Source organism: Pseudomonas sp. KCJK9000, assembly GCF_046230725.1.
GTDB classification, from domain to species: domain Bacteria; phylum Pseudomonadota; class Gammaproteobacteria; order Pseudomonadales; family Pseudomonadaceae; genus Aquipseudomonas; species Aquipseudomonas promysalinigenes.
Genome location: NZ_JBJJLN010000018.1, coordinates 13,126 through 37,542, shown reverse-complemented (window position 1 = coordinate 37,542; position 24,417 = coordinate 13,126). Strand labels below are relative to the sequence as shown.

The following is a 24,417-nucleotide window of genomic DNA, read 5'->3' as shown; positions in this document are numbered from 1 at the left end:
TCGTTGATACACGGAGGTCTATCATGCGGCGCGTGGTGTTCAATCAGAAAGGTGGTGTGGGCAAATCGAGCATCGCTTGCAACCTGGCAGCCGTGAGTGCCAGCGAAGGTTACCGGACCTTGCTGATCGACCTGGATGCCCAGGCCAACTCCACCCAATACCTCACTGGGCTGACCGGCGACGATATCCCCATGGGCATTGCCGATTTCTTCAAGCAAAGCCTTTCCAGTGGCCCGTTCAGCAAGAAGAACCAAGTCGATATCTACGAAACACCGTTCGACAATCTGCACGTGGTCACCGCCACTGCAGAGCTGGCCGACCTGCAGCCGAAGCTTGAGGCCAAGCACAAGATCAACAAGTTGCGTAAGTTGCTCGATCAGCTGGACGAGGACTACGAACGGATCTACATCGATACGCCACCGGCCCTCAACTTCTATGCGGTTTCTGCATTGATCGCCGCTGATCGCGTGCTGATTCCCTTCGATTGCGACAGCTTCTCGCGCCAGGCGCTGTACGGGTTGCTGTCTGAGATCGAAGAACTCAAGGACGACCATAACGAAGACCTGCTGGTCGAAGGTATCGTGGTCAATCAGTTCCAGTCACGCGCCAGCCTGCCCCAGCAGATGCTCGACGAACTGCTGGCCGAGGGGCTGCCGGTGTTACCGGTGTACCTGGGCAGTTCGGTGAAGATGCGCGAATCGCACCATGCCAGCCTGCCGCTGATTCACTTGGAACCGCGGCACAAGCTGACCCAGCAGTTTGTTGAACTGCACGGTTTGCTTGAGGAGAATGGTTGAGGATCTTCAGCGCCTGTGAGATCGAGCGCCGCCCGCGCGGCGCATCGCGAGCTTTGCTCGCTCCTACGTTCGTTTCGGGCCAGTAACGCCTGTGGCAGGCGCGCGCGACCGCCTTGTTGGTACGACGCGATATCGCGTCATGCGCCAAGGCGTACGCGCACAAATCCCCCAGGAACATTGGCCCGAAACAAACGTAGGAGCGAGCGCAGCTCGCGATGCGCCGCGCGGGCGGCGCTCGATCTCACAGGCACCAACCAGCTCAAGACAGGCGCTTCAAACCCCCTGACCGCGCAACCACTCCAGTAACGGCCCGAGCGCAAACGCCCCAGCCTGGCGGCTGATTTCACGACCGTTCTTGTACAGGATCAGGCTGGGAATCGAGCGAATTCCCAGTTGCCCCGCCAAGTTACGGTTGGCTTCGCTGTCCAGCTTGGCCAGGCGGCAGCGGCCGCTGAGCTGGCGGGCAGCCTGCTCGAAGGTCGGGGCAAACGATTTGCACGGGCCGCACCAGTCAGCCCAGACGTCGATCAGCAGCGGCACGTCGCCTTTGATCTGGCTGCCATAGTTCGCTTCGCTCAGTTCGAACGGCTGGCTCAACAGCACAGCCTGTTTGCAGCGCCCGCATTTGGGTGTGTCACCCAGGCGCTGCGCCGGCAGACGGTTAAGGCCGTTGCAGTGGGGGCAGGGGATTATCAGTGGCTCGGACATCAAGGCTCCTTGAACATTAAGAAGAACAGCTGATTTCCAGGTGTTTGCCCCACTCAGGTGGGCGCTCGGCGTAAGCCTGCATGCCGGCTTGTTCCTCGAACGGCGTGCTCAGTACCTGGTGCAGGCGGCGTACTTCACTGTAATCGCCCGCTTCGGCCGCTTCGATGGCCCGCTGCGCAAGATAGTTGCGCAGCACGTACAGCGGGTTCACGCCATGCATACGCTCACGACGGCCTTGGGCGTTGCCGCTTTCGCGCTCGCACCGGGCCAGGTAGTCCGCACCCCATGCATCGAAGCCGGCGAGGTCGATGAAGTCGTCGCGTACCCGCTTCAGCGCCTCGGCGACTGGCCGTTCACCCAGCTTGCGGAAGAACAGGTTGTAGTCCACGCCACCACTCTGCATGCGCTGCAGCAGGCGCTCGATCAATGCCATGTCGTCATCTTCGCCTGTGGTCAGCCCCAGGCGCCTGCGCATCAGGTCCAGGTAGTGTGCCTGGTACAGCGGCAGGAACAGGCCCAGCGCCTCCTTCAACGGTTCCACTTCGATGACCGTGGTCAGGGCCTGGGCCAAGGCGCTGAGGTTCCAGTGGGCGATGGGCACCTGGTTGGCGTAGCTGTAGCGGCCGCGGTCGTCGGAATGGTTGCAGATGAAGTTGGCGTCGAAGTCGTCGAGGAAGGCGTAAGGCCCGAAATCGAAGGTGATGCCAAGAATCGACATGTTGTCGGTATTCATCACCCCATGGCAGAAGCCATAAGCCTGCCAGCGGGCGATCAGTTCGGCATTGCGCTCGACGATGGTGCGGAACATCGCCAGGTAGGGCTGCTCGGCATCGCGGCATTCGGGGTAGTGCTGCTGCAGCACATGGTCGATCAGCAGGCGCTGCTGCTCTGGCTGCTTGGTGTAGTAGAAGTATTCGAAATGCCCGAAGCGCACATGGCTGTGGGCAAGGCGGGTGAGCATGGCGGCACTTTCGCGGGTCTCGCGCCAAACCGGCGTGCTTGAACTAACCACGCACAGCGCGCGGCTGGTAGGGATGCCGAGTGCGTGCAGGGCTTCGCTGGCGAGGAATTCACGAATCGATGAGCGCAGCACCGCACGGCCGTCGCCCATGCGCGAGTACGGGGTCTGGCCGGCTCCTTTGAGGTGCAGGTCCCAGTGCTCGCCCTGGTCGTTCAGCACCTCGGCCAGCAACAGGCCACGGCCATCACCCAGGCGCGGGTTGTAGGCGCCGAACTGGTGCCCTGAGTACACCATCGCTCGTGGGTCGGCCTCTTCCCAGAGCTTGTGGCCGCTGAACAGCTCGGCGAACAACGGCAGTTCGGCCTGGGCCGGGTCAAGGTCGAGCAGGGCCATGGCGGACGTGCTCGCCACCACCAGGCGCGGCTCGGCGATCGGCTCGGGCAATACCTGGGTAGAGAACGCATCGCCCAAACGGGCGAAGCGGTTGTCGAAGGTGAGTTGGTCGAGGGCTTTCACGGGCTGCTCCTGGGGTTCAGCACAGAATAAAGCATTCGAGCCTGCTCAGGCCGATGGGGTGCCATCGGGTTTGGGTTGTTCCATCGGGATCAGCTGTTGCTTGCCACCCTTGGAGTCCATCAGGAACACCTCGACCTGACGTACCGAGATCTTGATGTCATGGGCCTTGAACTCGCGGTTGATGTAGCGGTTGATCTCGTCCAGCGTCGGGTTGCGGTCACCCAGGTCACGGACATGCATGCGCAGTTCGTGGTCCAGGGAGCTTTCGCCGAAATTGAGGAAATACACCAGCGGCTCTGGGTCCTTGAGCACGCGCGGGTTCTCGTGGGCGCCCTTGAGCAGCAGATCGCGCACCAAGTCCAGGTCCGAGCCGTAGTCGATGCCCAGCTTCAACGTCACCCGAGTGACGGTGTCGGTCAGCGACCAGTTGATCAGCTGGCCGGTGATGAAGGTCTTGTTGGGTACGATGATGTCCTTGCGGTCGAAATCGGTGATGGTGGTGGCCCGAATGCGAATCTTGCTGACCGTCCCTGAAAGGTTGCCGATGGTGATGGTGTCGCCGATGCGCACCGGCCGCTCGAACAGGATCATGATGCCGGAGATGAAGTTGGCGAAGATCTCCTGCATGCCGAAGCCCAGGCCCACCGAGAGCGCTGCCACCAGCCACTGTAGCTTGTCCCAGCTCACCCCTAGGGTAGACAAGGTGCTGACGATACCTATGCCGACGATGGTGTAGGAAAGCAGTGTGGTGGTGGCGTAGGCGCTGCCCTGGGCCAGGTTCAAGCGTGAAAGCACCAGCACTTCCAGCAGGCCAGGCAAGTTGCCAGCCAGGGCGAAGGTGATGCCGACGATCACCAGGGCGCCCAGCAGGTCGCCGAGGCTGATCGGCACCATGCTGGCCGAGGTACCGGTCCCGCTGGTGTATTCGTACAGGGTGACGTTGTTGAGGTAGGCGAAGACCGAAAGCAGGTCCGACCAGACCCAGTACAGGCCGGCAATGAAACCGCCGAGCAGTGCCAGGCGGATCAGGCGCAGCGACTGCTGGTTGACCTGTTCGATGTCCAGGGTCGGCTCCTCGACGATGACTTCACCGTCGAGCCCTTCCTTGGCTGCCTGGCGCTTGCTCAAGGCGCGCTGGTAGGCCAGGCGCCGCGCCGCCACCGACAGGCCGCGCACGAATGCCGCCTCGATCACCAGCCAGAACAGCAGCAGGTACAGGGTATAGATCAGGCGGTCGGTAAGTTTGAGCGCGGTGTAGTAGTAGCCGAAACACACCGCCACGAACAACGCGATCGGCAGCGCCGTGAAGGCCACCCCGACTGCTTTGCGGAACAGCGATGTATTGCGGTGCGCCGGGCTGCTCAAAAGCAGGCGGCTCAGTAGCCAGGCCATTAGGGCATAGCAGGTCAGCACCACGCCGATACCCAGCACGTCGTCGGCCAGCGCCGAAGGCTGGTGCTCGGCAACGGCAACCACCCCGACCAGCGCCAGCACCACGATGCCCAGCCGGCGTACCCAGCCGCGTAGAAACTCGACCTGCGGCTTGTGCCAGCGGAAATGGATCTCGGCCACCCCGCCCGGGGCGAGGATACGGTAGGCGGTATAGAACACCAGCCAGGCTTGGGCCAGTTGCCACAGCGCGGCGCCCAGGTTGGCGTTCTGGCCGCGGGCGTCGATCTGCAGTGCATAGCTGCACAGGGCCAGGCCCAGACTCACCGGCATCGCCAGCAGTACATTGATCAGGATGGCCTGTGGCGTGTGCCATTGGCTGTCGCGACGGAAATGGCCGATATCCTGGTGGACCTTGTTCAGCCTTTCATACAGGTACTTGCGCCGCCACAAGAGGGCCCCAATGACCAGCAGCAGGGGCAGGAACAGTAGCGGGCGCTGGCTCAGGCCGTCGGCCAGTTCCTTGATACCCGAACCCCAGGGCAGGCTTGCGATCTGTTCGGGTAGGCGGGTCGGCACGAAGCTCAGCCAGTCCCAATCCAGCGGTTTGTTGCTGGGGATCCAGAACATCTGCTCATCGAGTGTGTTGCGCAGCCCCTGGGCGGTGCCCAGCAACTGCTTCTGGTTGAGCTGCAGCGTGATCGACTCGTTGAGCAGCGCCGACAGTTCACGGTTCAGGCGCTCGAGCAGGTCGCTGCGGGTGATCGCCACTTCGAGCAGCGCCTTGCGTAGCTGAGGTGTAACGTCTTGCTGCGGCTGGTTGGCCAGCAGCTTATCGACGTAGCCCACCGGGTTGCTCATTTGCTCGCGCTGCTGGTTGATCTCGAATTGATACAGGCGGATATCGGCAATCTGATCAGCCAGGTCACGGTCGAGCTTCAGGTGTGGCAGCGCCTGTTTCTGCTTGTAGAGGATCTTCGACAGCAGCAGGCTGCCCTTGAGAACGTTGATCTGTTCGTCCAGCGCCTGGTCGGCCTGGGTCAGGCTGTCGAGCTGCTGCTTGGTACGCAGGTTCTGCTGGGTCACCTCGTTGAGGCGGTCGGTGCTTTTGAGCAGGTAGTCCGAAAGCTTGAGGTTGGCCGCACTCTCAGTGGCGAGCAAGCTGCTGCCGCCAGCCTTTTGCGCCTCGATCGACTGTTGCGTGACGGTTTGTTGGGACTGGGCCAAGCGCTTGTCATTGATCAGCGTCTGCAGGTCCTGGATTTCCTGCTCCAGGCGTGCGGTACGCTCGATCAGCAGGTCATGCTGAGCATTGCCAAGGTCTTGCAGCAAACCATTGCCGGCCAGCTCCTGACGCCGCAGTTGGGTAAGGGCATTGAGCGAGGCCAATTCGGCATTGAGCTGATTGCGCTGGTCGGCGTTGATCGGCTTGCCACCGTCTTTGCCACTCTTGAGGATGTTGTTGATCTGCTGGGTGCGGGTCTGGTTTTGGCTGATCTCGGCCTGGGCCCGCTCCGGGCGGGTTTGTGAGTTGATGATCAGGCTATTGGCGTCTGACAGCGCCTTCTGCAAGTCGCCTTGCAGGGTATTGCGCTCGCTGAGCATTTGCTCGAGCTGCGGCACGCTCAGGTTGGCATAGCGCTGGGTGACCGGCTGGGGTTTGCTTTCCTTGAGCCTTGCCAGCTCTTTCTGGCTATCGCTGGTTTGCTTGGGGGCACCGGCCAGTTGCTGCTTGAGCGCGGCCAGCTTGCTCTCGCTGTCTTCTTTACTGTTTAGCAGCGCCAAAGTCTGCTCGAGCACCTGCTGCAGAGCCTTCTGGTCAGCTTCGGGCAGCTTGCGCTCGGCGATTTTGTCGAGGCTGTTCTGAATGCTGGCGGTGGTTGGGGCTTCTGCCGCGGTGGCCGCGAACGAAAGGGAAAGGCACAACCCAAGCAGGGCCGCGCGAAGGTACACACGCAAGGACATAGGCAGACTACTTATGGATCAGGCTAACACGCAGTTTAGAGGAACAATCCTGGTCCGGGTCGCGTTCCCTCGGGGAATCTGACGCCGACTTTCTGGATCTTGTTCCCGTCCATGGTCGCCACGGTCCAGATCGTGCCGTGCCATTCCACCTGGTCGCCTACTACTGGAGCGCCCCCGACCTTTTGTCGGATGAACTGCGCCAGCGGCATTTTCACGTCCAGACCGTCGAGTTTCAGGCCGTACAGGGCGGCTACCGCACCCAACTCGGCATCGCCTTCGAGCACGAAGTCGCCGAAGAAACGCAGATCCAAACCACGTTGGGGTGCCTGGCTGAACAGTTTGCCCAAAGCCGGAAGATTGTGCTCGTGGCCGATCACGCAAAGCATGTCGCCGACTTCCAACACGGTACTGCCGGAAGGGTGCAGCAGTTGCTCGCCACGGAACAGCGCAGCGATACGCGTGCCTTCGGGCATTTTCAGCTCGCGCAGGGCGGCGCCGATGCACCATTTCTCCGCGCCCAAACGGTAGACGAACAGCTCCCACTCGCTGGTGACATGCACCTCCAGGGCCGAGCGGGAGATCGGGGCAGGGTCTGGCGGCACGGTGACTTTCAGCAGCTTTGCCATCCAGGGCAGGCTTGTGCCTTGCACCAGCAGTGATACCAGCACGATGAAGAACGCCAGGTTGAAGAACAACTGTGCGTCCGGTAGGCCCGCCATCAGCGGGAATACCGCCAGGATGATCGGCACCGCACCCCGCAGGCCGACCCAGGAGATGAAGGCTTTTTCGCGGCCGTGGAAGGCCTTGAACGGCAACAGGGCGGCGACCACCGACAGCGGCCGTGCCACCAGGATCATCCACAGCGCCAGGCCCAGTGCCGGCAGAGCGATCGGCAGCAAGTCGTGGGGCGTAACCAGCAGCCCCAGCACCAGGAACATGCCGATCTGGGCCAGCCAGGCCATGCCGTCAAGCATGTGCAAGATACCGTGGCGGCTGCGGATAGGCCTGTTGCCCAGCACCAGGCCGCACAGATAAACGGCCAGGAACCCGCTGCCGTGCAGGGCATTGGTCAGCGAGAACACCACAAGCCCCCCAGCGATGACCAGAATCGGGTATAGGCCGCCGGCCAGGTTGATGCGGTTGACCAATTGCAGCATCAGCCAGCCCCCACCCAGGCCGATCAGGCCACCGATGCCGAATTCGCGCAGCAAGTGGCCCAGCAGGCTCCAGTGCAGGCCGGTCTGGCCGCTGGCGATCATGTCGATCAGGGTGACAGTGAGGAATACCGCCATCGGGTCGTTGCTGCCCGACTCGATTTCCAGAGTGGCGGTAACCCGTTCGTTCAAGCCTTTGCCGCCCAGTAGCGAAAACACCGCGGCGGCGTCGGTCGAGCCGACGATGGCGCCGATCAGCAGGCCCTGGATCAGGCTCAGATCGAACAGCCAGGCGGCGACCATGCCGGTCAGCGCCGTGGTGATCATCACCCCGACCGTGGCCAGGGACAGCGCTGGCCACAGGGCTACACGAAAACTCGCCACCCGTGTGCGCAGGCCGCCGTCGAGCAGAATCACGGCCAGTGCCAGGTTGCCCACCAGGTACGCGGTTGGGTAGTTGTTGAAGATGATGCCGCCACCATCCACGCCAGCGATCATGCCTACAGCGAGGATGATGACCAGAATCGGAATGCCCAGTCGCGACGACAGCGAGCTGACCAGGATACTTGCACCCACCAGCAATGCGCCGATCAGAAACAGGCTGTTGATGGTGCTGGCATCCAAAGGCAGTACTCCGGGGGGCGGTGCGGGGAAAGACTTGACTGGCAAGTCGCGTGCCAATCGATTCTAACCTGATGAATTGGCAGCCTGTAAAGCGTTTCTGCAGATGAAAAAAAGGCACCGCGAGGGTGCCTTCTATTTGAGTTGCCTAATGAGCGCTTTCGCGGTTAAAGCCGCTCCTACAGATACGGTGTGGGAGCGGACTCACCCGCAGCAGCCTCAATTGGCCTGGCTGACTGGCGTCAGGGTCAAGCCTGCTTCACTTCACGCATTGGTTTGCCCTTGACCGGTGCATCGCCTGCCACATAGTACTTGGCAGTGCTGCGCGGCAGCGGCTTGCGGCCACGGATCTTGTCGGAGATTTTCTCGGCGATCATGATCGTGGTCGCGTTGAGGTTACCGGTGATGATCAGCGGCATGATCGAGGCATCGACCACGCGCAGGCCCTGCATACCGTGCACTCGGCCTTCACCGTCAACTACCGCCATGTCGTCGGTGCCCATCTTGCACGAGCAGGATGGGTGGAAGGCGGTTTCGGCGTGCTCGCGGATGAATTTGTCCAGCTCTTCATCGGTCTGCACGTGCGCGCCCGGGCTGATTTCGCGGCCACGGTACGGGTCCAGCGCTGGCTGGGCCATGATTTCGCGGGTCAGGCGGATGCCGTCGCGGAACTCCTGCCAGTCCTGCTCGGTGGACATGTAGTTGAACAGGATGCTTGGGTGCTGGCGCGGGTCTTTGGACTTGGCCTGAACGCGACCGCGGGCGGGCGAGCGCATCGAACCCATGTGGGCCTGGAAGCCGTGTTCCTTCACACCGTTGGAACCGTTGTAATTGATGGCCACCGGCAGGAAGTGGTACTGGATGTTCGGCCACTTGAACTCAGGACGGCTGCGGATGAAACCGCCGGCCTCGAACTGGTTGCTGGCGCCGATGCCAGTCCCGTTGAACAGCCACTCGGCACCGATCGCCGGCTGGTTCCACCACAGCAGCGATGGGTACAGCGAAACCGGCTGGGTGCAGGCGTACTGCAGGTACAGCTCAAGGTGGTCCTGCAGGTTCTCGCCAACCCCTGGCAGGTCATGCACCACGGGAATGTCGAGGCTTTCGAGCAGGGCGCGTGGGCCAACACCGGAACGCTGCAGCAATTGCGGCGAAGCAATCGCGCCGGAGCTGACGATCACTTCCTTGCGGGCGCGGGCCTCCACGCGTTCTTCGCTGTCGCCGACCAGGTAGCTCACGCCTACGGCACGCTTGCCTTCGAACAGTACGCGGTCGCTCAGGGCGTGGGTGACGATGGTCAGGTTCGGGCGCTTTTTGGCCTGGTCCAGGTAGCCGCGAGCGGTGCTGGAACGGCGGCCGTTCTTGGTCACCGAGCGGTCCATCGGGCCGAAGCCCTCTTGCTGGTAGCCGTTGAGGTCTTCGGTACGCGGGTAGCCGGCCTGCACGCCGGCTTCGACCATGGCGTTGAACAGCGGGTTGTTGCCCGGCTTGGGCGTAGCCACGCTGAGCGGGCCGTCGCCACCGTGGTAGTCGTTCGGGCCGATGTCACGGGTTTCGGCTTTGCGGAAATACGGCAGGCAGTCCAGGTAGGTCCAGTCTTCAAGGCCTGGCAGTTCTGCCCAGCCGTCGAAGTCCATGGCGTTGCCGCGGATGTAGCACATGCCGTTGATCAGCGACGAACCACCCAGGCCCTTGCCGCGGCCACATTCCATGCGGCGGCCATCCATGTGCGGCTCTGGGTCGGTCTCGTAGGCCCAGTTATAGCGGCGGCCCTGCAGCGGGAAGGCCAAGGCAGCGGGCATCTGGGTGCGGAAGTCGAAGCGGTAGTCGGGGCCACCGGCTTCCAGCAGCAATACGCTGACACCGGCGTCTTCGGTCAGGCGGGTAGCCAGGGTGTTACCGGCCGAACCTGCACCGACGATGATGTAATCGAATTCTTGGGACATGAACGTACCCTCGTGTTGGCGGTGATCGGGGAGCGGGAGCGCCCGTGCCCAGAGGCACGGGCGTGGCTAGACAGGTTTAGAAAACCGAGGTGTAGCCACCCAGCTCGACCTGCACCGACTTGATGCGAGTGTATTGAGCCAGCGAGCTGACGCCGTTCTCACGGCCTACGCCCGACTGCTTGTAGCCGCCAACCGGCATCTCGGCTGGCGATTCACCCCACGCGTTGATCCAGCAGATACCGGCTTCGAGCTGGTGGATGATGCGGTGGGCGCGGGAGATATCGTTGGTGCAGACACCGGCGGCCAGGCCGAAGTCGGTGTCGTTGGCACGGCGGATGACTTCTTCTTCGCTTTCGTAGGTGAGGATGCTCATCACCGGGCCAAAGATCTCTTCCTTGACGATGGTCATGTCGTCGCGGCAATCGGTGAACACGGTCGGGGCCACGAAGGCGCCCTTGGCGAATTCACCCTCAGTCAGACGCTCGCCACCGCACAGCACGCGGGCACCTTCTTCTTTGCCCTTGGCGATGTAGCCCAGCACGCTTTCCATGTGCTGGAAGCTGACCAGGGGGCCGAAGTTGGTGTTTTCGTCTTCCGGGTTGCCAACGCGAATGCGGGCAACGCGCTCGACGATCTTGGCTTCGAAGGCCGCTTTCATTTCGGCTGGGACGAACACGCGGGTGCCGTTGGTGCAGACCTGCCCCGAGCTGTAGAAGTTGGCCATCATGGCGATGTCGGCGGCCTTGTCCAGGTCGGCGTCAGCGCAGATGATCAGCGGCGACTTGCCGCCCAGTTCCATGGTGACTTCCTTGAGCGACGAGCTCGAGGCGCTGGCCATGACCTTTTTACCGGTGGTGGTGCCGCCGGTGAAGGAAATTTTCTCGATGCGTGGGTGCTCGGTCAGCCAGGTGCCCACTTCGCGGCCGCTGCCGGTCAGCACGTTGAACACGCCATTGGGCAGGCCGGCTTCGGTGTAGATTTCGGCCAGTTTCAGCGTGGTCAGGGAGGTGACTTCCGACGGCTTGAAGATCATTGCGTTGCCGGCGGCCAGCGCGGGTGCGGATTTCCACAGCGCGATCTGGATCGGGTAGTTCCACGCGCCGATACCGGCGGTCACGCCCAGCGGCTCGCGACGGGTGTACACGAAAGACGACTCGCGCAGCGGGATCTGCTCGCCCTCGATGGCCGGCACCAGGCCTGCGTAGTACTCCAGCACATCGGCGCCGGTGACGATGTCGACGTAGCGGGTTTCGGAGTACGACTTGCCGGTGTCCAGGGTTTCCAGCATGGCCAGCTCGTCATTGCGCTCGCGCAGGATGTCGACGGCACGGCGCAGAATGCGCGAACGCTGCATGGCGGTCATCGCAGCCCAGACCTTCTGGCCGCGCTCGGCGCTTTGCACGGCCTTCTCGACGTCAGCCTCGGTGGCGCGCTGCACGTGGGCGAGGACTTCGCCGGTGGCCGGGTTGATGGCTTCGAAGGTGGCATCGCTGCCAGCGTCGACGTAAGCACCATCAATGTAGAGTTTTTGCGTTCCGAAACGGGCCATAGTGTCCTCGCAAGTGCAGTGTGTGATTGGCTGCGCGTCACGCTCCTGCCGGTGTGGCAAGCGCCGTGCGTGCTTGGTCAGCCACCTGGTCGGTTGTGCCCAGGGTGTGCTGTTTAGCCAGTTGTAGATCCATGTATTCGTTGGCAATCCGTATTGCCTGGTCGGTGTCGAATGCATCACCCGACAGCGCGCCACGCAGCCACAAGCCATCGATCAAGGCCGCCAGGCCGCGGGCTGCCTTGCGCGCATGGTAAAGCGGCAGGGCGCGGCGGAACTGGCAACACAGGTTGGAGTACAGACGGTGGTCGTTAATTCGCTGCAACCTGTGCAAATCGGGCTGGTGCATGCTGGAAGCCCAGAAGGCCAACCAGGTTTTCATCGCCGGGCCGTTCACCTGGCTGGCATCGAAGTTGCCCTCGATGATCACCTTCAGGTGGGCTCGCGGGCTGTCGTCGATCAGGGCCTGGCGACGTGCTCTTACGCCTTCGTTGAGCATGTTCATGATGTAACCCATCGTCGCTGCGATCAGGCCGTTCTTGTCCCGAAAGTAGTGACTGATGATGCCGTTCGACACGCCGGCCAAACGGGCAATCAGCGCAATGCTGGCGTCCCCCAGTCCGACCTGATCGACCGCCTGCAACGTGGCTTCGATCAACTGCTGACGGCGGATGGGTTGCATACCGACCTTGGGCATCTTGCTATCTCCTCAGGTCCTGCCAGCAGACGACAGACGGCTGACTCGGCGAAGACCAGTCTATTTTGTTTTGATTGAACGTTCAATCAATAAAGAATAAGCTCTGCGACAATTTGTGCCATTGACACTGTTCAAAGCGATCGGTGAGGCGCGAATTGACACCCCAGGAAATCGCGAAAACCCCCGGAATACAAGGCGTTGACGGGCATGGGCGATGCGAAATTCAGATTCTGCCGTACGGTCACTGGCCCTGCGACAGGCCCTAGGAGCGGGCGGGGTGGTCTGTGACCAATGCGCGCACCTAAGCGGTGATGCAGCAGTTTTCAACAGGCCGCCTGTCTGTTTTTTGCAACGTATCGACTCGGGATCGCGGTTTCCAAGTTGCTTTTATAACACCTGATGCAGTGGGGATATTCCACCAATTGCTCGGGAAAGACTGATTAGCCTCCACAGCCGCACTGCCCGGAGCATTCGTGCAATGAGTTCTGCCTCCCTTACCAAGCCCCCCGCCGAGAGGGTACGGGTCAACCGCGTGGTGTTCTTCACCTCCGCGCTGATGATTCTCGTTTTGACTGCCTTGCTGATCGCTGTACCCGAAACCGCTGGCCGTGTGCTGGGCGTCGCCCAGACATGGCTTACGCGCACCTTCGGCTGGTACTACATGCTGGTGATCTGCGGTTACCTGCTGTTCGTGGTTTACCTGGCCTTCTCCGATTACGGCAAGCTCAAGCTGGGCGGCAAGGATGACCAGCCCGATTTCAGCTACGGTGCCTGGGCCGGCATGTTGTTTTCTTCCGGCATCGGTATCTCGCTGTTGTACTTCGGTGCTTCCGAGCCACTGGACCACTACTTCAACCCACCGCAAGGCACCCCTGCCACCCTTGAGGCCGCACGCCAGGGCCTGCAACTGACCTTCCTGCACTGGGGGCTGCATGGCTGGGCAATCTATGCGCTGGTGGGCCTGGCCGTGGGTTACTTCGCCTACCGCCATAACCAGCCGCTGGCGCTGCGTTCGGCCCTGTACCCGCTGGTCGGTGAGCGTTGGGTCAAAGGCGCTGCGGGCAATGCCGTGGACATCTTCGGTATGTTCGTCACCTTGCTGGGCCTGGTCACCAACCTGGGGATCGGTGCAATGCAGGTGGCCTCTGGGCTTGAATACCTGTTTGGCATGGACCACAGCAAAACCAACCTGTTGGTGGTGATCCTGGTGATGGCTGGCGTGGCAACCGTGGCCGCAGTGTCCGGCGTGGAAAACGGCATCCGCCGCCTGTCCAACCTGAATATCCTGCTGTTCAGCGGCCTGTTGATCTTCGTACTGCTGGCCGGCAACACCCTGCATCTGTTCAACGGTTTCGTGCAGAACGTCGGGGACTACCTCAATGGCATCGTGCTCAAGACCTTCGACCTGTACGTGTATGAAGGCGAGAACGGCCAGTCCGAGCGCTGGTTGGGCCTGTGGACGGTGTTCTACTGGGCCTGGTGGATCTCCTGGGGTCCATTCGTCGGCATGTTCATCGCCCGTATCTCCAAGGGCCGCACCGTGCGCCAGCTGGTCAGCGGGGTGCTGCTGATCCCACTGGGCTTCACCTTGGCCTGGCTGTCGATCTTCGGCAATACCGCTTTGGACCTGGTGATCAACCACGGCGCTGTCGAGCTCGGCAAGACGGCGCTGGAGCAGCCTTCGATGTCGATCTACCAGCTGTTGGAGTACTTCCCGGCAGCCAAGATCGTCATCGGTGTGGCAGTGTTCGTGGGCTTTGTGCTGTTCCTCACCCCCGCCGACTCCGGTGCGGTGATGATGGCCAACCTGTCGTGCAAAGGCGGCAAGGTCGACGAAGATGCCCCACATTGGATGGTGGTGTTCTGGTCGGTGGTCATTACCCTGGTCACCATCGGCCTGCTGTTCGCCGGTAACTTCGAAGCCATGCAGACCATGGTGGTACTGGCAGGGCTGCCGTTCTCGGTGGTGTTGGTGCTGTTCATGTTCGGCCTGTACAAAGCCATGAAGCACGACGTTGCCGTCGAAGGCGAACGCGCCGAGCTGGCTGCCCGTGGCCGCCGCGGCTTCAGTGAGCGGCTGACCCAGCTCGACCTGCAGCCGACCCAGGCCGTGGTGCAGCGGTTCATGGACAAACAGGTCAGCCCGGCGCTCAAAGAAGCCGCCGTTCAGTTGCAGACCCTGGGTTTTGAAGTGGAAACCCGTGTTGGCCAGTCGCGCAGCATGATGGGCCTGCGGGTGATGATGGAGGAGGGCAACCCGTTCGTTTACGAAGTGAGCCTCGATGGCTACCTGGCGGCGCCAAGCGAGGCACCGGTGGAGGGCGAGCCCCAGGTGCGTCAGCGCTTCTACCGGGCCGAGGTGTACCTGCACGATGGCAGCCAGGAGTATGACCTGATGGGCTTTGCGCCGGAGCAGATCGTGCGTGACGTGCTCGATCAGTTCGAAAGCCACCGCCAGTTGTTGGGGCGTGTCTATAGCTGATCGCTGAGCCGCAGCGAGCAGGGGCCTGGTGCGAAAGCATCAGGCCCTTTTCGTTTGTGCGCAGTCGCAATATGTACAGCCAAGCGGGCTTGGGCGTGACGGCATGGTGGCGGCCCACCCACCAAGAAGCGCTCACCATGACTACACCTTCGACAACGCTGTTCGATTTCAAAGACGCTGTGGCCCGGCAGTTCGTCGGCAGGCCGACCCTGCGCCAGGTGGTCAGTACCCAGGTGCTGAACCTGTTGCTCGAAAAGCTGCCTTGGCTGGCTTACGTCACTCCAGCACTGACCGATGCCGAGCCACTGATGCTCGACAGCCCTGTGCTGGGCACCCGGCACTACACCACTGAGCCTTTGGTCGATCGGGTGCTCCAGGCGATGGTGGCGGACCAGCCGATGAACCTGGAGGCGCTCGACGGGCGTCACCATAACCTTGCGCTGGCCGCGACCCACCGCTTCGCCGGTGCCGATAGCGAGTTCGATACCCGCCGCCTGAGCGGCGTGACCGATGCCTTCAACCAACTGCTGGTGGATTTGCCCGAACACTTCTGCCATGCCCAGGTTGCTTACTGGCAGGGCCAGGGCAACGCCAGTAATAACCGCGACAAGTGGTTGCAATGGCTGCTGAAGATGGCGCTGCTCAGCAACCTTCCCCGCCAAGGGCTCGATACCAAAGCGCAGGCGTGTGTGCGCGCGCTGATCGAAGGTGGTATCGGGCAGCCGGCAGTGTTTGCGGTGCAGGCCAACCTGATGTGGGATGAGCAGGCGGTGTCGCTGGTGCAACCGGGTTTGCTGCTGGTCGGTGACTGGGATGAGGAACAGGTAGTGCTGTGGTACAGGCCGTCGAGCCAGGTCACGGCCTTCGCATCGCTGGATGCCTTCGGTCTGGCCTTACGCGACACCTTGGCGCTGGACTATGGTTTCGAGGGCCTGAGTTGGGACCGTCATGGCCTGGAGGGCAATGTATTCGCCCAGCTCACGGCGCTGCTGTTGACCCTGATGTGCGAGCAGATCACGCAATTACGCCTGCATGGCCTTGATGTGGCGCAGATGCAGGTTCTGTTCGCACAATTGAGCGACCCTGCGCAGTGGCTGGTTGCCGGTTATTTCGACGACGATGGCCTGCAGGCCAAGCTGCCTTTGGGCTTGCTCGGCGCTTCGGCCAGCGACAGTTTCGCGGCTCAGCAGGCGCTGCTGGGCATGGCGCTGGCACAGGCGCAGTCAGAGGGGGGCTCGGCGCTCGATGGCGTGCAGGATCTACACACCTTTGCACGTGAGCGTTTGCGTGAGCAGTTGCTGGCCGACTACCCGGTGGAGGCGAACTACTTTCCCGACGACCTGCTGCTTTCGCTTGCCTCGGCCCAGGGCATTGCGGGAGGCGCTGCAAGCGGGGCAGGTGGCGGCGAACCGCTGGTCCACAGGGGGGAGGTGACCCTCACGGCATTCGCCATCGGTAATCTGAGCTCCCTGAGTACGGCGGTGATCACCGGCATCCGGCACCGTACCGGGCAGTTGATCATGCCTTGGCTGAGCGTGGATTACCTCAAGGGCCTGGTTCAGCGGGTCGACATCGGTGGCCAGTACCCACACTACGTGGCAACTGCCCTGGGCGACCTGGCCAGCCGGCCGCAGCGCACCCACTACTTCGCCCGCGAGTGGCGCCAGGGCCTGCTGTTCAGTGCCCTTGCTGCCAAGCTCGATGGCAAGGTCACGGAGTTCGGTCTGCAGGGTGTGGTCGACTTTTGCCATGGCCGCCAGGGCCAGCCGTCACCCAGCAGCGTGCTGATGCCCCTGGCTTTCAAGCGCCGTCCCGAGGCTAGCCAATCTGATGGTGTTCAAGGGATGTACGTGCTGATTTGCGCGCAGCCCTCGCGGGTGTTGTTGTACCGCCCGCTCTATGCCAAGGATACGCTGCTCGAGTACCCCAGCCTGGATGCCATGCTGGTGGCGATCCGCGCTTCGCCCGAGCTGCAGCAGAGCATGGTGGCGTGGATGGATCCGGCGGCGCGCCCAATTTATGACCACGGCGGCATCGGTGAGCCGCACATCAGCAGCATCGGCATCGACCCCTACAACCTGCCGGAAAAACCCGCGCCTGCCCAACTGGCAACGTTGCTGTGGGCCACGGGTGTGGATGAAAAACTGTATGCCGCCAACCAGGAGTTGCGTATTGCATTGGCCGATTTGCAAAGCACGTCCACCGCCGAAAGCCGGTGGGCGCTGCTTAGCCGCGGCGCCTGGCTATTGTTCGATGTGGTCAGCCTGGCGCTGCGCGGCCCTGTGGCCTCGGTGTCTTGGCTAGTACAGAGCCTCAGCGCGTTGGACGCAGAGCTGGAGGCATTGACCCAAGGCGACGATTTCGCTCGTCAGGCGGCAACCGTCGACCTGATCATCACTGCTGGCATGACCCTGCTGCATGCCCATCTGCCCAGCGCCGCAGCGAGCGACCCCCAGCCGCTACCAAAAGCAGCGGCATTCACACAGTTGCCAGCCCAGGATGGCCGCTACCAGGGCTTCTACGTTGTGCCTAGCCAAGGCAAGGTGACGACCCCTGGGCCGCTGCCATGGCCGGTGCCGCCGCTGGAGGGCACGGCGCAGATAGATTTCAGTTGGCGTGGCAACCAGGGTTTCAACGATTTGCCAACCCAGCGGCGCCAGGCCCTGATGGCCATGCGCGCCAAAATCGCACTGGACGGGGAGCAACCGCAGGCAACGGGTATTTATCAGGTCGCAGGCCAAGACTACATCTCGATGCTTGGTGAGGTATTTCCCGTGACTGCTACGCGCGACGGTATCCGCGTGGTTGATCCAGCCGGTGGACATGGCCCGTACCTTCTCTATCAAGGCGGCGCATGGCGGGTCGATACCCGCCTACGCTTGCGCGGCGGCATGCCCAAGGCGTCACTGCAGACGCAGTTCAGCAGGATGCTCGCACAGGTCAATCGGTTAAGCCATGAGTCCAACCAGGCTGCCAACCTGTTTCAAACGGCTCTTGACGAGGTGCAGGCGCTACAACGCAAGCGGGCGCAGTTGGCTGCGCTTGAAGCCACGGAGCAAACGCGGCGCCAGGACGCTGAGGCCGCAGGGGAGGGCGGTTTCGATCGTGCCGCCTCCGACCACCTGATAAGCCGCTACCAGGCACGCCTGAGCGAACTGGATGCGCAAGTGAAGGCAAAACGCCACGAAGTCGTGGCTACGCTGGAAGCGGTCATCGCCCTGGACCGCAAGCAAATCGCCCAGTTGAAGGTGATGCTCGAACCCAAGTATGGCCGTTATCGCCCCCATGAAATGGGCGATGTACTGGAGCGTCAGCTCAAGCTGCTGCTGCAGTCGACGATTCGCAACGCTGACTTCGCCCTCGGCGAACTGTACCTGCTGGCCGACTACAGCTATATCAGCCAGAGACGTCGGCAGTTCAGTGGCAAATACCTGCATGAAATGGCCGAGCAATACCAGCAGTTCCGCGCAGAACTCATTCCCCACATCGAACTCAATGAACGGATACTGGCCCTTCACGGCGAGCTCGACGTGCTGTTGCGCGATGCGCCGGACACCTTGGACATCAGCGTCTCGACCACTCCGCGCAGCGTGGCGCAGTTGATCAAAAGCCGGCGCTTCACCACCATCGACTTGCGTTTCCAGCACGCGTTGAACCTTGCCGAGGCCGCTTTGCGCCTGGAGTCCAAAGCCATGCCCCGGCGCCTGCTGCGGTTCCAGAATGGGTTGATGAACCCGGCTCTGAACCGCGCGTCGTCGGCACACGGCGACTCACTGATGGCCAACCTGTCGGCCTCGGATCGGATCAGCATTTTGCAGGAGGCCTGGGATGAATACACCGCCGCAATCGTGCACACCCTGCACATCGAACCCCAGGCCGGTGTATTGCTGGACCCGGTGATGTTGCGGCGCTACCGGGCGCAGATGATCCTGCTCAAGGAAGACGCCGGGCGCCGTTTGGTCGATGCCATGGCTGAGCAGGACGGCAAGCCGACCGCTTCAGGGCGGGTGCCGTACCCTGTCACCCAGCAGCCGCAGCAGGTGATTCGCAACCGCGATGGCCAGTTGCTGATTGCCACGCAGGTCGAGGATCAAGGGCAAGTCGTCCTGCAGGTGCGTCAGTCGATCAGCGATAAAATCCTGCAGGTGTTCGAGCGCCAGGGGGATGCCTGGGTCGAGCGTGTTGCCAAGCCAGCTCCTGCTCGGGCGCAGCCAGGCCCAGCAGTGGATGTCGACGCCCAGGTCAAGGCGTTGCTGCTGGACCACCAGGAGGTGCTCGTCGCCGCCCAGGCTTATGTACTGGAAGATGTCAGTGGCGGGTTGCTCGATCGCCTGCTCAGTGACCAGGTGAATATGCTGGAAACTGCCTTGGCAAGCTTCGCCGAGCTGGGTGCGCAAAGCGCGGCGACAGCACCGCTGAGCCAAGCGCTGATTGCGCTGCGCGCCTACCGGGTCGAACAGTTGACCACGCTGTTCAGCAAAACCCCGTACCCCACCGCCAAAGCCTTGCGCTTCCTGCACGAGCAGCGCTTGATCAAGGTTGAGTACGTGCGCCGCGAGGTTTCTGCCAATACCAGCCCGTTCGACGAGTTCAAGATCATGCGCCTGAACGCCCCAGGCGCCAGTAAAGGGCGACCGCTGTGGGCTGCGCACTTCCATTTGCCGTCGCAAACCGCGAACCTGGCCGACTTCACTTACGCCCATCTCAAGCGTTGGAGCCAGCGCCAGATGGGGCGGCAATTCGAGTCTGTGAGCGGCCAGCGCGTACATCGTGGGCGGCTAGAGCAGGCCGATGTGCAGGGCATCATTGCGTTGAACTGATAGTTGACCGAAGGTGCAGGCCCGGTTCTGACGAGCGGGCCTGATCGCCCTCAGCGGTCAGTCGTTGCGAGCAATATTTAGGCCTGGCCGGTCAGGCTGGCTCTATAGGGTTCCAGGCTATTCTCAACCTGGAGACAAGCGCCCATGCCCCCCCTGAACGATGACAAACATGCTGTGGCCGCGCACTTCGCTAGCCGCCCGACTCTGCGCCAGGTCGCGGGCCAGCAACTGATGCAGGTGCTGATCGCACAGTACCCGGCCATTGCCCACTACCGGCCTGAACTGACCTCTGCTCAAGCGCTGTATTTGATGATTCCGCAAGTCGATGGCACCTGGAGCCACCAGCCTTTTGTCGACTACGTCCTGCAAGCGCTACTGACGCGTCGTGTGCTGGATTTTCCCTGGGTGGCCGGCCTGGACTACCGCCTCAGCCTGCAAGTCCCCTACCGTTTCTATGCCAACCCTGACCCATTCCAGAGCTCCGATGACGATGTGGTCAGGCCCCAAGCGCTGACCGCCGCGCTCAACGATCTGTTGCTGCTGTTGCCCGAGCAGTTTTGCCAGGCGCAAGCCGACTACTGGCAAGCGCTGGGCGTCAGCGGTGTCAGCCGTGACCTGTGGCTGCAACAGACGATCAAAGCCGCCTGGTTGGCCAACCTGCCTATGCAGAACCTGGATGCCGAGCAGCAGAGCTACATCCACGGTGCGCTTCAGGGCGGCCAGCGATCGCCCAGTGTGAGCGTGGTACAGGTACGACTGAGCCGAGGCGGCCAGAGCTATCGCTGCCTGTTGCCTAATTTGCTGATCATGGGGGAAAGCGATGCGCGCAAGGTACTGCTGTGGTGCGCGCCGTGCAGTGTGATCCGTGCGTTCGATTCGCTGGACGAGTTCGCCTTGGCCCTACAGGATACGTTCGCCCAGCGGCATGCATTCGAGGGTTTCGTTTGGGACCGCTTTGAATTGGAGGGCGATGCTTTCGCCCAGTTGAGCGCGCTGATGCTTGAGGCGCTGCTTGAGCCTGTGACCCGCGTGCGCTATTGGCAACTAGCTGACGTTGACGCGCTTGAGCAGTGTTTCGCTGGCCTGTGCGATCCATCGCGCTACTTTGTCGATGGCTATCGGTTGATCGAACCACGCGCCAGCACCCTACTGCCACCGCGCTTTCTGCATGCAGCGGCGGCCGATAGCTTCGCTTGCCAGTGCGCATTGTTCGACCTAGCCCTGGCCCAAGCACAGTCCGATGGTATCGGCGCCCTGGAGGGGGTGCTGGACCTGCACGCCTACACACGCCAGCAGCTGCGGGCGCAGTTGCTGGCCGACCATCCCGATGACGCCAACTACTTCCCCGACGACCTTGAATTGACCCTGACCATCGCCCGCGGCACGCCGGGCGGTGCTGGCGCAGGCGTGGGTGGCGGCAGTGTGGAGCATCGGCGCCTGAGCTTGACCGAGTTCGCCATTGGCAACCTCAGCGCTTTGCAAGGCGCAGTGCTCAGCGCTGTGCACCACCGCCAAGGGCAGTTGATCATGGACTGGATGAACCCAGCCTATGTGCAGGCCCTGGTGCAAAAGGTCGACATTGGTGGTCACTACCCGGCGTATGTCGCTCAATGCCTGGATGACCCCGAACAGCGCCCACAGCGGGTGGCCCGGTTCGGGCGTGAGTGGCGCTGCTCGCTGTTGTTCAGTGCGCTTTCGGCCCGCTTGGCCAATGACCTCAGCGAAGCTGGCCTGCAGTGCGTTGTCGACTACTGCCGGGGTGTGGTTGACCCCCAATTACCTGCGCAGATGCTGATGCCACTGGCGTTCAAGCGCGAAGCTACGGCGCCGGCCAGCGACCAGGCAACTGGCATGTACGTGCTGTTTTCCACGCAGCCTGCCTGTGTGCTGCTGTATCGCCCGTTATACGGCGATGTGGCGCTCACCGAGTACCCCAGCATCGAGGCGATGATGGCGGCGATAGGCCAGGCCGGTGCGCTGCAAACCAGCGTCCTTGACTGGCTGAGCCCGCAAGCTCGTCGTGTCTATGACTGGGGTGGTTTCCTTGAGCCTCATTTGCTCAAGCCAATTTTCGATACCTCAGTGTTGCCTGCGCGGGTCAAGCCTGCCTCTTTCGAAGCCCAGTTCTGGCAGCGGGATGTCGATGCTCAGCTGTACCAGGCCAACCGGGACCTGCTGGTGGAGCTGGCCGACCGCCAGACGGTTTCCAACCAGGAAAGCCGTTGGGCCATTCTCACCCAGGGCGCCTGGCTGTTGTTCGATTTGGTCAGCTTGTGGCTGCGCGGCCCGGTGGCTTCGGTAGCATGGTTGGTGCAGGCTCTTGGGGCTTTGCAAAACGATGTGGCGGCGTTGCGTGGCAGCGATGCATTCCAGCGCTCTGCTGCCGTGGTGGATCTGCTGCTCAATGCATCCATGGCTTTGATGCATCTGCGCCTGCCAGGCGCACCGCAAGCAACGGCATCGGTACTGCCCGCTGCGGCCACCGAGCAATGGCCGAGGGTGCATCCGGCCAGTCGTGCTCAGGCATCCATGCCGGCCCAAGGCAAGGTCGGTTTACCAGGTGCCCTGGCAGAGCAGGCCACGCGACTGGACTTTTCCTGGCGTGGCGCCCAAGGCCTGAATGTGCTCTCGGCCGAACGACGCAAGGCGCTGCAAAGCATGCGGGTGCGCCAATCGCTCAGTGGGCTGAAAATGATCGAAAGCGGTGAGCACCATGGCCTTTACGCGCTCGATGGGCAGCATTACGTGCAATTGGCTGGCGATGTTTACGGCGCGCGCGTTACCGACCAAGGGGTTCGTATCGTAGACCAGGCTGGGCGAGCGGGGCCCTGGGTGGCGTTGGTCGATGGTCAGTGGCGAATCGACCATGCCCTGCGGTTGCGCGCCGGCATGCCGCGCAGTCGCTTGAAGGCAATGCGAGAAGAAAACCAGAAGCTGCTCGAAAGCCTGCGCCATACCGAAGCAGACTTGGCGAGGAACAATAACCGGCTGGGTATGCAACTGGAGGGGCATCGCGAAATGCTTATCCAAAAAGACCAGCAGATCGAAGCCTTGCTAGCACGGCCGGAGCTGGACGAGTTGAGCCAGAACCTTCTGGACCTGACGCGTCGCCTGCGCAAGAAGCTCAACGAAAAGGTCATCTACGAACTCAAGGCAGTGGTCGAGAATGGCATAGAGCATGATCAAGTGTTGGCGCGGCTGAACGCCATGCGCATCGACGAGAAAACGCTGCTCGACTCGCTCAGCGAACAGCGCAGCAGCGTTCGTCAGGCACTGATCCAGAACCTCTCGGTTTACTACAACGAGATGGCCAAGATGATCAATGATGAGGGCTTGGATGATATTTCCAAGGACATCGCCGTACGCCCCGAAGGTGAGCGCGAAATACAGCACTACAAAGACTTCCTGGGGATGCTGGAGAATGTCATCAAATGGGAAACCGACTTGGTCGATATTTCCCGGGTTTTGGACAAGTTACTGGTCGATACCCTCAACGATAGCTCGATCCTGTACAGGGACGAAGCGAGTGGCGCAAGGATCAACAAGGACTTGGAGCTCAAGGAAACCATCGAGCGGCGTCGGCTATCTGCTATCGACCTGGATTTCCGTCTGCTGCTCGATTTGGCTGAGGCCAGCCTCGACCGGTTGGTGGACGTCGACGAGCGCACCTTGGAGCAATACCTGGATTACCTTGGCAGCGAGACCTTGATCAGCGCGGGCAATGCCCATGGCGATCTGGCTGCAAGCGAGCTCTCGGCCGCTGAAAGGATCGAGGTACTGGCAGGCATTCTGGAGGTTTACGAAGAAGCCAGGGGCATGGCGGACTACCTGACCAGCCTGGGTGGCCCTGCTATCCGGCAAGATCGTCTGCAGCAGTACAAGCTTAGGCTCGAGGGCCTTCAGAGCTTGGCGGAAAAGGATATGGCCGAGGCTGTACGGGAAAAAGAACTTGAGCAGCCGCCCGCACGGCAGCCCCCTACTTATGCGCCGCGCGGTGGCCGACGCAAGGTGGTCAGGACCAACCGAGGCCGCAGCGTTCTGGGTGAAGAGGTAGAGATCGACGGCGTTGCCGTGGTTCAGCAACGAGACTTCCGCACCCAGAACGTCATCAAGACGTTTCATAAACAGGGCGAAGAATGGGTCGAGCAAGCCGCTGGATTAGGCGGCAGCGAACTGCCACCTTTCTCGCCCAAGGACCCGCGCATCGCGCGTCAACGTGCCCAGGCACTGGTGGATCAGGTGGATTCGGTGATTTCCCTGGCTCGCCTGTATGTCAAATCGGATGAAGCGCTCGGGCTCTCCACGGTCGTGGAAGAGCATATCGACAAGATCAAAGAAGCGCAGGCTAAGCTACCCAGGCTGACCCCTGAAGACGAACTGTTCGACAGCCTGAGCCAGGCAGTGACCAGGCTGCAGGCAACCCAGCGTGCTCTGCTGACCGGGATGTACCTGGTCACCTTCCACCCGACGGCGAAAAGTTTGCGCTTTTTGGTCGAGCATCAGGAAGTGACCGTTCACCGTGCCGGGCCGCGGCGCATGCTATCGGCGAAGGACTACCTGGATGTCTACGAGATTCGCCGACGCGTCAGGGCTGGCGAGCAGGAGGGCGAAGGTTTGTGGGAGGCGCATTTCCATTACCCCACGGCCACAACTGGCGCACGGCAGTTCAGCAAGGGCCATCTGAAGCTCTGGTCGCAGCGCAAGCTGGGCCGCAAAGCGCAGCTTCAGGCGGCAGCCACCGGCAAGGACTTGCTGGCGATCTACCGGGGTGAGGTGCGGCTGAACGATGTCGAGGGCATCATTCCTTTCGATTGA

General features: G+C 61.9%; 11 protein-coding genes. 4 read left to right on the top strand and 7 right to left on the bottom strand.

From position 1 onward, the window contains the following. The first annotated feature begins 23 nt into the window (after positions 1-23). Positions 24-797, top strand: a complete 774-nt coding sequence (locus ACK59H_RS10525) for a ParA family protein (RefSeq protein WP_060480552.1) — start codon at positions 24-26, stop codon at positions 795-797. Positions 798-1,070: 273 nt separating this feature from the next. Here the strand turns inward: ACK59H_RS10525 and trxC are convergent, their stop codons facing one another. The 7 genes from trxC to betI all read right to left on the bottom strand — a co-directional run bounded on the left by trxC (position 1,071) and on the right by betI (position 12,300). Next, entirely contained in the window at positions 1,071-1,505 is a 435-nt protein-coding gene (trxC, locus tag ACK59H_RS10520; protein WP_060480553.1) for a thioredoxin TrxC, read from the bottom strand. A 16-nt stretch (positions 1,506-1,521) separates the two neighbouring features. Continuing rightward, on the bottom strand, positions 1,522-2,982 hold the full coding sequence (selO, locus tag ACK59H_RS10515; protein WP_060480554.1) for a protein adenylyltransferase SelO: 1,461 nt from the start codon (positions 2,980-2,982) through the stop codon (positions 1,522-1,524). Positions 2,983-3,027: 45 nt separating this feature from the next. After that, on the bottom strand, positions 3,028-6,336 hold the full coding sequence (mscK, locus tag ACK59H_RS10510) for a mechanosensitive channel MscK (protein ID WP_060480555.1): 3,309 nt from the start codon (positions 6,334-6,336) through the stop codon (positions 3,028-3,030). Between the two features lie 35 nt (positions 6,337-6,371). Continuing rightward, positions 6,372-8,114 carry a potassium/proton antiporter gene (locus ACK59H_RS10505; RefSeq protein ID WP_261744312.1) on the bottom strand — a complete coding sequence of 581 codons (1,743 nt, stop codon included), beginning with the start codon at positions 8,112-8,114 and terminating at the stop codon, positions 6,372-6,374. A 245-nt stretch (positions 8,115-8,359) separates the two neighbouring features. Further along, on the bottom strand, positions 8,360-10,057 hold the full coding sequence (gene betA / locus ACK59H_RS10500) for a choline dehydrogenase (protein ID WP_060480467.1): 1,698 nt from the start codon (positions 10,055-10,057) through the stop codon (positions 8,360-8,362). 76 nt (positions 10,058-10,133) lie between these two features. Further along, the gene (betB, locus tag ACK59H_RS10495; RefSeq protein ID WP_060480468.1) at positions 10,134-11,606 is read right to left on the bottom strand and encodes a betaine-aldehyde dehydrogenase; all 1,473 of its coding nucleotides are present in this window, start codon (positions 11,604-11,606) and stop codon (positions 10,134-10,136) included. 37 nt (positions 11,607-11,643) lie between these two features. Next, positions 11,644-12,300: a transcriptional regulator BetI gene (gene betI / locus ACK59H_RS10490; protein ID WP_060480469.1), complete on the bottom strand. Its 657-nt coding sequence runs from the start codon at positions 12,298-12,300 to the stop codon at positions 11,644-11,646. 535 nt (positions 12,301-12,835) lie between these two features. On the opposite strand from betI, the gene ACK59H_RS10485 reads away from it, so the two are divergent. The 3 genes from ACK59H_RS10485 to ACK59H_RS10475 all read left to right on the top strand — a co-directional run bounded on the left by ACK59H_RS10485 (position 12,836) and on the right by ACK59H_RS10475 (position 24,417). Continuing rightward, positions 12,836-14,782 (top strand): BCCT family transporter, encoded by a 1,947-nt coding sequence (locus tag ACK59H_RS10485; RefSeq protein ID WP_371326796.1) that lies wholly within the window; start codon positions 12,836-12,838, stop codon positions 14,780-14,782. A 137-nt stretch (positions 14,783-14,919) separates the two neighbouring features. Continuing rightward, positions 14,920-19,602, top strand: coding sequence for a hypothetical protein (locus ACK59H_RS10480; RefSeq protein ID WP_409264435.1), 4,683 nt, complete (start codon positions 14,920-14,922; stop codon positions 19,600-19,602). Positions 19,603-19,746: 144 nt separating this feature from the next. Then, positions 19,747-24,417: a dermonecrotic toxin domain-containing protein gene (locus tag ACK59H_RS10475; protein ID WP_409264434.1), complete on the top strand. Its 4,671-nt coding sequence runs from the start codon at positions 19,747-19,749 to the stop codon at positions 24,415-24,417.

Coding starts and splice junctions, on each gene's coding strand:
- ACK59H_RS10525 (WP_060480552.1), top strand. CDS start 24: ATGCGGCGCGTGGTGTTCAATCAGAAAGGTGGTGTGGGCAAATCGAGC.
- trxC (WP_060480553.1), bottom strand. CDS start 1,505: ATGTCCGAGCCACTGATAATCCCCTGCCCCCACTGCAACGGCCTTAAC.
- mscK (WP_060480555.1), bottom strand. CDS start 6,336: ATGTCCTTGCGTGTGTACCTTCGCGCGGCCCTGCTTGGGTTGTGCCTT.
- betA (WP_060480467.1), bottom strand. CDS start 10,057: ATGTCCCAAGAATTCGATTACATCATCGTCGGTGCAGGTTCGGCCGGT.
- betB (WP_060480468.1), bottom strand. CDS start 11,606: ATGGCCCGTTTCGGAACGCAAAAACTCTACATTGATGGTGCTTACGTC.
- betI (WP_060480469.1), bottom strand. CDS start 12,300: ATGCCCAAGGTCGGTATGCAACCCATCCGCCGTCAGCAGTTGATCGAA.
- ACK59H_RS10480 (WP_409264435.1), top strand. CDS start 14,920: ATGACTACACCTTCGACAACGCTGTTCGATTTCAAAGACGCTGTGGCC.
- ACK59H_RS10475 (WP_409264434.1), top strand. CDS start 19,747: ATGCCCCCCCTGAACGATGACAAACATGCTGTGGCCGCGCACTTCGCT.